The following is a 13,584-nucleotide window of genomic DNA, read 5'->3' as shown; positions in this document are numbered from 1 at the left end:
CATGCACGGCGAATCTCCAATCAAACGTCGCGTTTCGCGCAAGATCTGGGTCGGTAACGTGCCTGTCGGCGGCGATGCGCCTATCGCGGTGCAGAGCATGACCAACAGCGACACCAATGATGTCGCTGCCACCGTCGCCCAGATCAATCGTCTGGAAGCGGCCGGTGTCGACATCGTCCGCGTTTCGGTACCGGACATGGACGCCGCCGAGGCGTTCGGCAAGATCAAGCAACTGGTCAAGGTGCCGCTGGTTGCCGACATCCACTTCGACTACAAGATCGCTTTACGCGTCGCCGAACTGGGTGTGGACTGCCTGCGCATCAACCCGGGCAACATCGGTCGCGAAGACCGTGTGCGCGCCGTGGTCGATGCGGCCCGTGACCGCGGGATCCCGATCCGCATCGGCGTCAACGCCGGTTCCCTGGAAAAGGATCTGCAGAAGAAGTACGGCGAGCCGACGCCGGCTGCGCTGGTCGAGTCCGCGCTGCGTCACGTCGAGCACCTTGAGCGCCTGAATTTCCAGGACTTCAAGGTCAGCGTGAAAGCCTCCGACGTGTTCATGGCCGTCGAAGCCTACCGCTTGCTGGCCAAGGAAATCGTCCAGCCGCTGCACCTGGGCATCACCGAAGCTGGTGGTTTGCGTTCGGGCACAGTGAAATCCGCCGTGGGCCTAGGTATGCTGCTCGCCGAGGGGATTGGCGATACTATCCGCATCTCGCTGGCGGCCGACCCGGTCGAGGAAGTGAAGGTCGGTTACGACATTCTCAAGTCTTTGCATCTGCGTTCCCGTGGCATCAACTTCATCGCCTGCCCGAGCTGCTCGCGGCAGAACTTCGATGTGGTCAAGACCATGAACGAGCTGGAAGGGCGCCTTGAAGACCTGCTGGTGCCGCTGGATGTCGCGGTTATCGGTTGTGTGGTCAACGGCCCCGGCGAAGCCAAGGAAGCCCATATCGGCTTGACCGGCGGCACGCCAAACCTGATTTACATCGACGGCAAGCCGTCGCAGAAACTGACGAATGACAATCTGGTGGACGAGCTGGAAAAGCTGATCCGCGAGAAAGCGGCCGAGAAGGTCGAAGCTGACGCAGCGGTTATCGCACGCGGCTGACCTGACTGAAGCGCCGAACGAATTTAAGGATTTAAAGTGAGCAAGTCTCTGCAAGCCATTCGTGGCATGAACGACATCCTGCCCGAACAGACCCCGCTGTGGCGTTATTTCGAGGGTACTGTCGCACGTCTGCTGGATAACTACGGTTACAAGCAGATCCGCATGCCGATCGTCGAGTTCACCGAGCTGTTCAAACGCTCCATCGGTGAAGTGACCGACATCGTCGAAAAAGAGATGTACACCTTCGAAGACCGCAACGGCGACTCCCTGACCCTGCGTCCGGAAGGCACTGCGGCGTGCGTGCGTGCGGTGCTGGAACACGGCATCACCGGCGGTGGTCAGGTTCAGAAGCTCTGGTACATCGGCCCGATGTTCCGTCACGAGCGTCCGCAGAAAGGCCGTTATCGCCAGTTCCACCAGATCGGTCTGGAAGTATTCAATCTCGACGGTCCGGACATCGACGCCGAGCTGATCATCATGACCTGGCGCCTGTGGGGCGAGCTGGGCATCCGTGATGCGGTCAAGCTCGAACTCAACAGCCTGGGCACCAGCGAGTCCCGGGGTCGCTATCGTGAAGCGCTGGTCGAGTACCTCTCGGCGCACCACGACAAGCTCGACGAGGACAGCCAGCGTCGCCTGAAAACCAACCCGTTGCGTGTACTCGACACCAAAAATGCCGACACTCAAGCGGTGCTGGTCGATGCGCCGAAAATGGCTGACTACCTGGATGACGAGTCCCGTGCGCACTTCGAAGGTCTGAAGGCGCGCCTGGACGCGGTCGGTATTCCGTACGTGCTCAACCCGAAACTGGTGCGCGGCCTCGATTACTACAGCAAAACCGTATTCGAATGGGTTACCGACAAGCTCGGTGCCCAGGGCACTGTCTGCGCGGGCGGTCGTTACGACGGTCTGGTCGAGCAGATGGGCGGCAAGCCGACCACTGGCGTTGGTTTCGCCATGGGCATCGAGCGTCTGGTGTTGATGCTCGAAACCCTGGAGCAGATCCCGGAAGAAATCTCCCGTCAGGTCGACGTCTACCTCTGCGCTTTCGGCGAACAGGCCGAACTGGCCGGTCTGGCCCTGGCCGAGCGTGTGCGTGACCAGCTTCCAAACCTGCGTCTGCAAGTCAATGCCGGCGCCGGCAGCTTCAAAAGCCAGTTCAAGAAAGCCGACAAGAGCGGTGCACTGTACGCACTGATCCTGGGTGACGACGAAATGGCCCAGCAAGTGGTAGGTTTCAAACCCCTGCGTGGCCAGGGCGAACAACAAAGCATTGCCTGGGATGCGCTTGCCGCTCACCTGGCCACCTGCGTCGTGCAGGGTTGAAGCTGTCTAAACAGCCGATTTAGCGATTAAGGAGTATTGGGGTGTCGAGTACCGAAGACGAACAGTTGGCGGATTTGAAGGACTGGTGGACACGTAACGGCAAACCTCTGGTCACCGGCGGCCTGTTGGCGCTGGTCATCGTGTTCGGCTGGCAGGCTTTTCACAAGTATCAGAGCAACCAGTCGCAAGGCGCCTCGGTGCTCTATCAGCAGCTGCTGGAAACCACGCTGACCCCGGACGGCAAGCCTGACGCTGCGCGCGTTGCAGATCTGGCCGGCAAGCTCAACAGCGAATTCGGCGGTACGGCGTATGCGCAGTACGGCAGCCTGTTCGTGGCCAAAGTGGCCGTCGACAGCGGCAAGCTGGACGACGCAGCGACCGAACTCAAAGCCATTGTTGCCAAACCGGCGAACCCGGCGCTGGGCGAAATCGCCCGTCAGCGTCTGGCGCAGGTGCTGGGTGCGCAGAACAAGGCCGATGAAGCTCTGAAGCTGCTCGACGGCGATGCCGACAAGGCGTTCCTGGCCACTCGTGAAGAGCTCAAGGGTGACCTGCTGGTGCAGTTGGGTCGTACCGACGAGGCGAACAGCGCGTATCAAAAAGCCAAGGCGGCACTGTCGGATGAAGCGGCAGTCGGCGGCCTTCAAATCAAGCTCGACGACCTGGCCAAAGGGGATGCGTGACGTGATCCGTTGGAAGCATGCAGCATTGCTGGCTCTGGCCATTCTGGCCGCGGGTTGCAGCAGCAACAGCAAAAAAGAATTGCCACCGGCCGAGCTGACCGACTTCAAAGAAGAAGTAGTCCTGCAGAAGCAGTGGAGTCGTTCGATCGGTGACGGTCAGGGCGAAACCTACAACATGCTGGTGCCGGCGATCGACGGTGACACCATCTACGCGGCCGATGTAACCGGCGTGCTGATGGCCATGGATCGCAGCAATGGCGACGTGAAGTGGAAAAAGGATCTTGACCTGCCTGTCTCCGGCGCCGTTGGCGTGGGTTACGGTCTGGTCACGATCGGTACCCTGAAGGGTGAAATCGTTGCCCTCGACGCCATCAACGGCGAAGAGAAGTGGCGCGCCCGGGTGTCCAGCGAAGTCCTCGCGCCGCCGGCCAACAACGGTGACGTGGTGGTGGTGCAGACTCAGGACGATCGTCTGATCGGCCTGGACGCGGCTACCGGCAATCGTCGCTGGACCTACGACAGCACCCCTGCGGTACTGACCCTGCGCGGCACCAGTGCGCCAGTCGTGACCAACCGCCTCGCGGTGGCTGGGCTGTCGACCGGTAAAGTGGTCGCCCTGGACATTTCCAACGGTGTGCCGGTCTGGGAGCAACGCGTCGCGATTCCAACCGGTCGTTCGGAACTGGAACGCGTGGTCGACATCGACGGTGGTCTGCTGCTGTCCGGTGAAACCCTGTACGTCGCCAGCTATCAGGGTCGCGTCGCGGCACTCGATCTGCAAAGCGGCCGTCAACTCTGGCAGCGCGATGCGTCGAGCTATGCCGGTGTTGCCCAAGGTTTCGGCAGCGTCTACGTGAGCCTGTCTTCGGGCACCGTTGAGGGCGTCGATGAGCGTTCCACCACAGCACTGTGGAGCAACGACTCGCTGGCTCGCCGTCAACTGTCGGCTCCGGAAGTGTTCTCCAGCTACGTAGCCGTCGGTGACCTGGAAGGTTACCTGCACCTGTTGAGTCAGGTGGACGGTCGTTTTGTGGGTCGTGAGCGTATCGACAGCGACGGCCTGCGTGCCCGTCCGCTGGTGGTGGGCAACACGATCTATGTGTATGGCAACAGCGGCAAACTGGAAGCCCTGACCATCAAGTAACAACTATGCTTGGGGTTAACACCCCCAGGCAGCCTCACTTGTGGGAGCGGGCTTGCTCGCGAAGGGCGTCAACGATGACGCGTACAGGCTGAATAAACGCGGTGCTGCTACGGTTTTTCGCAAGCGGCCCGTTCCCACAGTGTTGCCCCGAGCACCAGCCGCTGCCTCGCAGCGGCTTTTGTATTTTCTGAAATAACGAAGTGGAGAGCCGCATGGTTCCCGTAATCGCCCTGGTGGGCCGACCGAACGTCGGCAAATCCACCTTGTTCAACCGCCTGACCAGGACGCGTGACGCCATCGTCGGCGACTTGTCCGGTCTGACCCGTGATCGCCAGTACGGTGAGGCCAAGTGGCAAGGGCGTTCCTACATTCTGATCGACACCGGTGGTATCTCCGGTGACGAGCACGGTATGGACGAAAAAATGGCCGAGCAGTCGCTGCTGGCCATTGAAGAAGCGGATGTTGTGCTGTTCCTGGTAGATGCCAAGGCCGGTTTCACCGCCGCCGACCAGATGATCGCCGAACATTTGCGCAAGCGTAACAAGCGCTCCCACGTGGTTGCCAACAAGGTCGACAACATCGATCCGGAAATGGCCCGCGCCGAATTCGCCCCGCTGGGCATGGGCCACGCGATCCCGATCGCCGGTGCTCACGGCCGGGGTATCACTCAGTTGCTGGAAGCGGCACTGAGCGATTTCCCGCGTGACGAAGACGAGCCGCAGGAAGGCGAAGAGGAAGAGATCGTCGCCGAAGGCGAGGAAGCCAAGCGTATTCCTGGCCCGAGCGAAAAAGACGGGATCAAGATTGCCATCATTGGCCGTCCGAACGTCGGCAAGTCGACCCTGGTCAACCGCATGCTCGGTGAAGACCGGGTTATCGTCTATGACCAGCCCGGCACCACCCGCGACAGTATCTACATCCCGTTCGAGCGCAATGACGAGAAGTACACGCTGATCGACACCGCCGGTGTGCGCAAGCGCGGCAAGATCCACGAAGAAGTCGAAAAGTTCTCCGTGGTCAAAACCCTGCAGGCGATCAAAGACGCCAACGTGGTGATCTTCGTGATGGACGCCCGCGAAGGCGTGGTCGATCACGACCTCAACCTGTTGGGCTTCGCGATCGAATCCGGTCGTGCGCTGGTCATCGCGATCAACAAGTGGGACGGCATGACGCCAAGCGAGCGCGACTTCGTGAAAGTCGAGCTGCAACGTCGCCTGTTCTTCGTTGATTACGCCGACATCCACTTCATCTCGGCGCTGCACGGTACTGGCGTGGGCAACCTCTATGCCTCGGTACAGAACTCGTTCAAGTCCGCGGTAACCCGCTGGCCGACCAGCCGTCTGACCCAGATCCTCGAAGACGCGGTCAGCGAACACCAGCCGCCGATGGTCAACAGCCGCCGGATCAAGCTGCGTTACGCTCATCTGGGTGGTGCTAACCCGCCGATCATCGTGATCCACGGTAACCAGATCGAGAAAGTGCCGAAGTCGTATGTGCGCTATCTGGAAAACACTTACCGTCGTGTTCTGAAGCTGGTTGGTACGCCGATCCGCATCGAGTTCAAGGGCGGCGAGAACCCGTATGAAGGCAACAAGAACACGCTGACCGACCGCCAGGTCAACAAGAAGCGTCGTTTGATGTCGCACAACAAGAAAGCCAGCAAGAAGCGCCGCGACAAGAAGTAATTCGCCGCTTTGAGTCGGGTTTGACAGAAGAAAGGGTGCTCACCAGAGCGCCCTTTTTTTATGAGCGCCGGATGGGCTATTCTCGGGCTCTCCCGCGCCGTTGACAGAGCCGGGTGTTGAGCAGGGAACCCCGATGATTACCAGTAAGCTGCCGAATGTCGGCATCACTATTTTCACGCAGATGTCTCAGCTCGCGGCGCAGACCGGAGCGATCAATCTTTCCCAGGGTTTTCCTGATTTCGATGGTCCGCAGTCGCTGCGCGATGCGGTAGGTCGGCATATTGCCAGTGGGCACAACCAGTATTCACCCATGACCGGTTTGCCGGCACTGCGCCAGCAGATTGCGGCAAAGATCGCCCGTAGCTACGGTGCACGAGTGGATGCGGACACCGAAGTGACCGTGACGCCCGGCGCGACCCAGGCGATCTTCTGTGCGATTCAGGCGGTTATCCACAGCGGCGACGAAGTGATCGTGTTCGACCCGTGCTACGACAGCTACGAACCGGCGACGGAGTTGGCGGGCGGTCGTTGCGTGCACGTACAACTGAGTCCGGACGATTTCTCCATCGACTTCGACATGCTCGCCGCGGCCCTGAGCCCGCGCACGAAAATGATCGTCATCAACACCCCGCACAACCCGAGCGGCGCACTGATCAGCCGTGCCGAGCTGGATCAACTGGCAGAATTGATCCGTGGTCGCGACATCTACCTGATCAGCGACGAAGTCTATGAGCACCTGGTGTTCGACGGCGTGCCGCACGTCAGCGTGCTGGCCCATGAAGAGTTGTATCAGCGTGCCTTCGTGGTCAGCTCGTTCGGCAAGACCTATCACGTCACTGGCTGGAAAACCGGCTATGTCGTTGCTCCGCCGGCGCTGACGGCAGAACTGCACAAGGTGCACCAGTACGTCAGTTTCTGCGGTGTCACGCCGCTGCAATATGCTTTGGCCGACTACATGGCCGAGCATCCGGAACACGTCGAAGAGCTGCCGGGTTTCTATCAGGCCAAGCGTGATCTGTTCTGTGATTTGCTGGCGCCGTCGCGATTCACCTTCACCCGTGTCACCGGCACCTATTTCCAACTTGTCGATTACTCGCAGATTCGTCCCGACTTGAATGACGTCGACATGGCGATGTGGATGACCCGCGAACACGGCGTGGCGAGCATTCCGGTGTCGGTGTTCTACCAGAATCCACCCGCAGGCCAGCGCCTGGTGCGCTTGTGCTTTGCCAAACGCGAGGAGACGCTGCGCGAGGCGGCGGCAAAACTATGCGTGATCTGAGTGCGTTGCCCGATCTCAATCTGGCGCTGATCCAGACCAGCCTGGCCTGGCACGATCGTCAGGCCAACCTTGAACACTTCGACATGCTGTTGGAGCAGGCCCAAGGGGCAGACCTGATTATTCTGCCGGAGATGTTCACCACCGGCTTCTCGATGGAGTCCGAGACCCTGGCTGAAGCCGAGCATGGCCCGACCAGCAAGTGGATGAAGGCGCAGGCGGCGAAGCTCAATGCAGTGATTACCGGCAGCGTGATCATTCAGGCGGCGGACGGCAGCCATCGTAATCGCCTGTTGTGGGCGCGGCCGGATGGTGAAGTCTGGCACTACGACAAACGCCATCTGTTCCGCATGGCCGGCGAGCACAACCATTACACCCCCGGCGAACGTCAGGTGCAGTTCGAGCTCAAGGGCTGGCGGATTCGGCCGCTGATTTGCTACGACCTGCGCTTCCCGGTGTGGAGTCGCGACGCTCAGGACACAGACCTGCTGCTGTACACCGCCAACTGGCCGGGCGCGCGGCGTCTGCACTGGAACCGCCTGTTGCCGGCACGGGCGATTGAAAACCTGTGCTACGTGGCCGCCGTGAATCGCGTCGGCACTGACGGCAAGGGTTTTGCCTATACCGGCGACAGTCAGGTGCTGGATTTCCAGGGTGAGACGTTGCTGGCGGCGGGGGAGGCGGACGGAGTGTTCAAGGCTGTGCTGGAAGCGGCGCCATTGGCGGCTTACCGCGAGCGCTTTCCGGCGAATCTGGATGCGGACACGTTCGAGTTCACCTGATATTCGCGTCGCCTGAGCGACCGCTTTCGCAAGCAAGCCCGCTCCCACAGGGGGAATGCATTCCAAATGTGGGAGCGGGCTTGCTCGCGAAGAGGCCCGATCAGGCAACACAAAACCAGCCGGCATAAAAAAGGCCCCGGAGTTCGCACTCCGGGGCCTTGTGCATTTCAGCGATCGCTTACGCCGCTTTCGCTTCCGGCTGGCTCAACGAGCGGTTCAGTGCACTGAACAGCGCCTTGAAGCTGGCGGTGGTGATGTTTTCATCGATACCCACGCCGTGCACCGCACGCTCACCGTTCACCCGCAGCTCGATGTAAGCCGCTGCCTTGGCGTTGGTGCCCGCGCCGATGGCGTGTTCGTTGTAATCCATGATTTCCACCGGGATCGGCAGGCCAGCCACCAAGGCTTCCAGCGCACCGTTGCCCTTGCCGCGCCAGTGCAGGTTGGTTTCGCCCTGACCCTTGCTCGCCACTTCCACTTCGACGGCGCTGTTGCCGTTTTCTTCCTGCAGGCGATGGCTGACCAGCGCGTACGGGGTGTTGGCTTGCAGGTATTCGCTGATCAACAGCGAGTGGATCTGCTTGGCGGTCATCTCCAGACCCAGACGGTCGGTTTCACGCTGCACAACCTGGCTGAACTCGATCTGCATGCGACGCGGCAAGCTGATGCCGTATTCCTGCTCCAGCAGGTAAGCGATACCGCCCTTGCCCGACTGGCTGTTGACGCGAATCACCGCCTCATAGCTGCGGCCGATGTCGGCCGGGTCGATCGGCAAGTACGGCACTTCCCACAGGGTGTCCGGTTTCTGCTGGGCGAAGCCCTTGCGGATGGCGTCCTGGTGCGAGCCGGAGAATGCGGTATGGACCAGGTCGCCGACGTACGGATGACGTGGGTGTACCTGAATCTGGTTGCACTCTTCGACAACTTTGCGCACGCCGTCGATGTCGGAGAAGTCCAGCTCAGGGTCGACACCCTGGGTGTACATGTTCAGTGCCACGGTGACCAGGTCGACGTTACCGGTGCGCTCGCCGTTGCCGAACAGGCAGCCTTCGACGCGATCCGCACCCGCCATCAGGCCCAGCTCGGTGGCGGCGACGCCAGTGCCACGGTCGTTGTGGGTGTGCAGGCTGATGATCACACTGTCACGACGGTTGATGTTGCGGCCGAACCATTCGATCTGGTCGGCGTAGATATTCGGCGTTGCGCATTCGACCGTCGCGGGCAGGTTGAGGATCATCTTGTGCTCAGGCGTCGGGTTCCAGACCTCGATCACCGCATCACAGACTTCCTTGGCGAATTCCAGCTCGGTGGCGCTGAAGGTTTCCGGCGAGTATTCGAAGGTCCACTCGGTGTCCGGCTGCATCGCTGCGTATTTGACGAACAGCTTGGCCGCGTTGACCGCGATGGCCTTGATACCGTCCTTGTCCTGGTTGAACACGATGCGACGGAAAGAAGGCGAGGTGGCGTTGTACAAGTGAACGATGGCTTTCTTCGCTCCGCGCAGGGACTCGAAGGTACGCTCGATCAGGTCTTCACGGCCCTGGGTCAGCACCTGAATGGTGGTGTCGTCCGGGATGTGGCCTTCTTCGATGAGGGTCCGCACGAAGTCGAAGTCGGTTTGCGAAGCGGCCGGGAACGAGGCTTCGATTTCCTTCACACCCACTTGAACGAGGGTTTTCCAGAAGCGCAGCTTCTTCACCGCGTCCATCGGCTCGATCAACGACTGGTTGCCGTCACGCAGGTCGGAACTGCACCAGATCGGCGCGGCGTCGATGGTTTTCGACGGCCAGGTGCGATCCGGCAGATTGATGACGGGGAACGCGCGGTATTTCGAAGACGGGTCTTTGAGCATGCTCATCGGGAAATTCCTTATTGTCTGGGCCGAAAAGAGGCGGCCTGCCGGTGGAACGAATGTTCGGGGAAACGCTTGGGACGAGGCGCAGCGATTCAGCCCGGCAGTCGTGCGCTGACGAGGCACAGACTGCGGTGCTGGCGAAGCTGAATAAGGGTGTGAGAGGTTTTCATGTCTTCAACCCTAACCGCGAGGGGAGAGGATGGCAAGCAGTCGAAAAAAATTGAGAGGAATACTCGAAAAGCGGGGATTTGCGCGATTTTATTGTGCGCCAGGCTGCAGATCGTTTTGATGTTTGCGCAGGGTTTGATTGGGGCGCAATTGAAGCTGGTGGGGTGTCAGCGGTATTTTGCGGTGTGGGATCGGGCGCCTTCGCGAGCAAGCCCGCTCCTACAGTTGATCGTGTTCACGACACTAACCCTTTGTAGGAGTGAGCCCGCTCGCGATGAGGCCGGTCGGCTCAATCAACAATCACGGTTGAAACGCACCAATGAAAATCGCCGGATCCACCCGCGCATCGTTCAGGCTGATGTTCCAGTGCATGTGCGGCCCGGTCGCGCGACCGGTGGAGCCGACCTTGCCGACCACTGCGCCACGTGCCAGTTGATCGCCGACTTTCACATCGATTTTCGACATGTGGCAGAACATGCTGATAAAGCCCTGCCCGTGATCGACAAACACCGTGTTGCCATTGAAGAAGTAGTTGCCGGTGAGGATCACCTTGCCCGCCGCCGGGGTCTTGATTGGCGTGCCGGCCGGTACCGCAAAGTCGAGGCCGGCATGCGGGTTGCGCTCTTCACCGTTGAAGAAGCGGCGTACACCGAACTTGCTCGACAGCGGCCCGTTGACCGGTTTGTCCAGCAGCAGGTTGCTCGGGGTCGTCGGGCTGAAGCTGCGGTAGGCCTTGATCTGTTCGGCCAGTTCGCCCTCGATGCGCTTGAGGTTGGCCGGGTTGGGGTTGACCTGCTGGGTGTTCTTCAGGGTGATGTGCTGTTCCGGGTACTTCTTGTTGCCGACTGTGAACGGCAGATTACGCCCGCCGCTGCTGATCTGCTGACTGCCGGGTTTGACGCTCAGCGGCACGCCGACAATCGCCAGCCAGTTGTTCTGTTCCTTGACCACCAGCACCGGTTTGCCCTGATAGGTGGCTGTTGGCGCCTGCGCGGCGCTGCCCAGATCAACCACCGCCACGCCGCCCGGTACCGGCTTGTTCAGCAGGCGGGTGATGTAGCTGTCGGCATGAGCATTGAGGGTGGTCAGGCACAGCAGGAGTAGCGGAGCGAAAAAACGCGGCATGGATCAGTCCAGTAAAGAGAGGGTGACGGGCGTCAGGTGATTGTCCTCGACGCGCACTTGCAGCTCGCCTTCGCCGAGTCTGGCTTTCAGGCGTTGGCCGGTGTGAGTCTGCGCGGCGTTTCGGATCGCCTGGCCGCGCTCATCCAGCAGAATGCTGTAGCCACGACCGAGAGTCGCCAATGGGCTGACCACATGCAGTGTCTGCATCTGGCTGTGCAGTTGCAGGCGACGGCTTTTCAGGCCTTCACGCATGGCCCGAGGCAGGCGCTCGGCAAGGCTGTCGAGGCGTTGGCGCAACATCGCCAGTTGGCGTCCCGGGTGCTGTCCGGCGAGGCGGGTTTCCAGACGGATCAGACGTTCGCGACGGGTATTGAGTTGACGCTCGAACGCCCGGCGCATGCGCATGTCCAGGTCATCCAGACGCTGAGCCTGCTGGCGCAGACGCTCGCCGGGGTGACGCAAACGGCGTGAGATGCCTTCCAGGCGCAGACGATCCCGCATCAGCCGGTCGCGCATGCGCATCACCAGCCGGCGATGCAGGCTTTCGACCCGGCGCATCAGGTCGCTGGAATCCGGAGCGAGCAATTCGGCGGCCGCGGAGGGCGTGGGGGCGCGGACGTCGGCGACAAAGTCGCTGATCGACACATCGGTTTCATGCCCGACGGCACTGACGATCGGCGTGACGCAGGCATCCACCGCGCGGGCCACGGCTTCTTCGTTGAAGCACCAGAGGTCCTCCAGCGAGCCGCCGCCCCGGGCAAGGATCAGCGCGTCGAAACCACGGGCATCGGCCAGTTTCAGTGCGCGGACGATCTGCGCCGTGGCTTCGCGGCCCTGCACGGCGGTGGGGATCAGTGTCAGTTGCACCTGCGGCGCCCGGCGGCGGAACACGCTGATGATGTCGCGAATCACCGCGCCGGTCGGCGAACTGATGATGCCAATGCGTTGCGGATGCGCTGGCAACGGCACTTTGCGTTCGGCACTGAACAGGCCTTCGGCGCTGAGCTTTTCCTTCAGCGCATCGAAGGCCAGGCGAAGCGCACCGTCACCGGCGGGCTCCACGGTGTCGAGAATCAACTGATAGTCGCCGCGCCCTTCGAACAGCGAGACCTTGCCGCGTACTTTCACCGCCAGGCCGTCCTTCAGCGCCTGACGCACCCGCGCCGCATTATTGCGGAACAACGCGCAACGCACCTGCGCACCGCTGTCCTTGAGGGTGAAATACACGTGGCCGGACGCCGGGCGAGCAAGGTTGGAGATTTCGCCTTCGACCCAGATGTTGCTGAACACGTCTTCGAGCAACACCCGCGCGCGGCCGTTGAGCTGGCTGACGGTCAGGACTTCACGGTCAAGGCCGAGCCTTGAAAAGGGATCTTTAATCATGGGGCGCAGTTTAAGGGCATTCGCCAGGCAATCACCACCAATCCAATGTTGGGGCGGGCTTGATCGCGAAGGCGGTTTAGCATTCAACGTCTCCAGTGACTGACACTGCGCCTTCACGAGCAAGCCCGCTCCCACAGGATTTTTTGAAGGACTGGAGGAAGTTGTTGACCAGGGGTGTGGGGTTTTGCCGGTAGGCGAGGGCGACCGTACTTTGGCAATCGGGATCGGCCAGCGGCAGAAATCGTACGCCGTCGGGCGCAATGTCCTGCATCGATTCGGGCAGCAGGGCGATGCCGAATCCAGCCTGAATCAGTTGCAACTGAGTGGTCTTGCGCGACATCACCCGCGCCGCTGTGGGGAAGAAACCCTGGCGCATGCACAGGTCGGCGCACAGATAGCTGAGCCCGCCACGCTGCGGATGCGGGATCGAGATGAACGGTTCGTCTCTCAGTTGCGTCAGTTCGACAACGGCTGAATCGGCCAGGCGATGACCGGCCGGCACCGCCAACAGCAGACGTTCGGTGAATAAAGGCAGCACCTGAACGCCTTCTCGCTGCCGCAATACCGGCAGGCGCAACAGGCCTATGTCGAGACGACCTTCAGCCAGCTCCTCAAGCTGCGCCTCGGAGGACAGTTTGCCGATGTCCAGCGACACGCCATTCTGCTGCTCCAGATACGTGCTGATCCGGCGTAATAAATGTCCGCTGAGCGACACGGTGCTGGAGTGGCTCAGGCGCAATGTGCCCCGTTGGCCGTTGCCCACTTCGGTTGCCATCGCGCTGGCTTTGCTCAGTTCGTTGAGCAGGTTTCTGGCTCGCGGTAAAAACGCCTCGCCTGCCGCCGTGAGCCGGGGCTGGCGCGCAGTGCGTTCGAACAGCGGCGTTTGCAGGCGGGTTTCCATGTCCTTGATCTGCCGGCTCAGGGCCGATTGCGCGATGAACAGGCGTTCGGCGGCAGCACTGAAGCTGCCGCACTCGGCAATTTCCACGAAGTAGCGCAATTGACGGGTCGATAGCACCTGATATGCCTTTTCGAGATGAGTA

Annotated in this window: 11 protein-coding genes; 7 read left to right on the top strand and 4 right to left on the bottom strand. The window is 60.9% G+C overall.

Going from position 1 to position 13,584, the window contains the following annotated elements; genetic code table 11:
- The first annotated feature begins 1 nt into the window (after position 1).
- The 7 genes from ispG to U862_RS0103980 all read left to right on the top strand — a co-directional run bounded on the left by ispG (position 2) and on the right by U862_RS0103980 (position 8,010).
- Positions 2 to 1,111 carry a flavodoxin-dependent (E)-4-hydroxy-3-methylbut-2-enyl-diphosphate synthase gene (gene ispG, locus U862_RS0104010; RefSeq protein ID WP_025109215.1) on the top strand — a complete coding sequence of 370 codons (1,110 nt, stop codon included), beginning with the start codon at positions 2 to 4 and terminating at the stop codon, positions 1,109 to 1,111.
- A 36-nt stretch (positions 1,112 to 1,147) separates the two neighbouring features.
- A complete protein-coding gene (hisS, locus tag U862_RS0104005) occupies positions 1,148 to 2,437 on the top strand; it encodes a histidine--tRNA ligase (RefSeq protein WP_007964435.1) in 1,290 nt (429 codons plus the stop codon).
- A gap of 41 nt (positions 2,438 to 2,478) precedes the next feature.
- The gene (locus U862_RS0104000; protein WP_025109214.1) at positions 2,479 to 3,120 is read left to right on the top strand and encodes a tetratricopeptide repeat protein; all 642 of its coding nucleotides are present in this window, start codon (positions 2,479 to 2,481) and stop codon (positions 3,118 to 3,120) included.
- Positions 3,113 to 4,264, top strand: a complete 1,152-nt coding sequence (gene bamB, locus U862_RS0103995) for an outer membrane protein assembly factor BamB (RefSeq protein WP_025109213.1) — start codon at positions 3,113 to 3,115, stop codon at positions 4,262 to 4,264. The genes U862_RS0104000 and bamB overlap by 8 nt, the downstream gene beginning before the upstream one ends.
- A 212-nt stretch (positions 4,265 to 4,476) precedes the next feature.
- Positions 4,477 to 5,949, top strand: a complete 1,473-nt coding sequence (gene der, locus U862_RS0103990; protein ID WP_025109212.1) for a ribosome biogenesis GTPase Der — start codon at positions 4,477 to 4,479, stop codon at positions 5,947 to 5,949.
- 133 nt (positions 5,950 to 6,082) lie between these two features.
- The gene (locus U862_RS0103985; protein WP_025109211.1) at positions 6,083 to 7,231 is read left to right on the top strand and encodes a pyridoxal phosphate-dependent aminotransferase; all 1,149 of its coding nucleotides are present in this window, start codon (positions 6,083 to 6,085) and stop codon (positions 7,229 to 7,231) included.
- The gene (locus U862_RS0103980) at positions 7,219 to 8,010 is read left to right on the top strand and encodes an amidohydrolase (RefSeq protein ID WP_025109210.1); all 792 of its coding nucleotides are present in this window, start codon (positions 7,219 to 7,221) and stop codon (positions 8,008 to 8,010) included. The genes U862_RS0103985 and U862_RS0103980 overlap by 13 nt, the downstream gene beginning before the upstream one ends.
- Before the next feature lie 178 nt (positions 8,011 to 8,188).
- On the opposite strand, the gene leuA is transcribed toward U862_RS0103980, so the two are convergent.
- The 4 genes from leuA to U862_RS0103960 all read right to left on the bottom strand — a co-directional run bounded on the left by leuA (position 8,189) and on the right by U862_RS0103960 (position 13,559).
- Complete coding sequence (leuA, locus tag U862_RS0103975; RefSeq protein ID WP_025109209.1) at positions 8,189 to 9,868, bottom strand: 2-isopropylmalate synthase; 1,680 nt, start codon at positions 9,866 to 9,868, stop codon at positions 8,189 to 8,191.
- A gap of 465 nt (positions 9,869 to 10,333) precedes the next feature.
- Positions 10,334 to 11,158 carry a peptidoglycan DD-metalloendopeptidase family protein gene (locus U862_RS0103970; RefSeq protein ID WP_025109208.1) on the bottom strand — a complete coding sequence of 275 codons (825 nt, stop codon included), beginning with the start codon at positions 11,156 to 11,158 and terminating at the stop codon, positions 10,334 to 10,336.
- 3 nt (positions 11,159 to 11,161) lie between these two features.
- Complete coding sequence (gene xseA, locus U862_RS0103965) at positions 11,162 to 12,541, bottom strand: exodeoxyribonuclease VII large subunit (RefSeq protein WP_025109207.1); 1,380 nt, start codon at positions 12,539 to 12,541, stop codon at positions 11,162 to 11,164.
- A gap of 76 nt (positions 12,542 to 12,617) precedes the next feature.
- Complete coding sequence (locus tag U862_RS0103960; protein WP_025109206.1) at positions 12,618 to 13,559, bottom strand: LysR family transcriptional regulator; 942 nt, start codon at positions 13,557 to 13,559, stop codon at positions 12,618 to 12,620.
- Between the last annotated feature and the right edge of the window lie 25 nt (positions 13,560 to 13,584).

Origin of the sequence: Pseudomonas sp. H1h (assembly GCF_000633255.1) — a bacterium.
Taxonomy (GTDB): Bacteria; Pseudomonadota; Gammaproteobacteria; order Pseudomonadales; family Pseudomonadaceae; genus Aquipseudomonas.
Note: the sequence above shows the minus strand (reverse complement) of the source record. Positions and strands in the feature narration are given on the sequence as shown.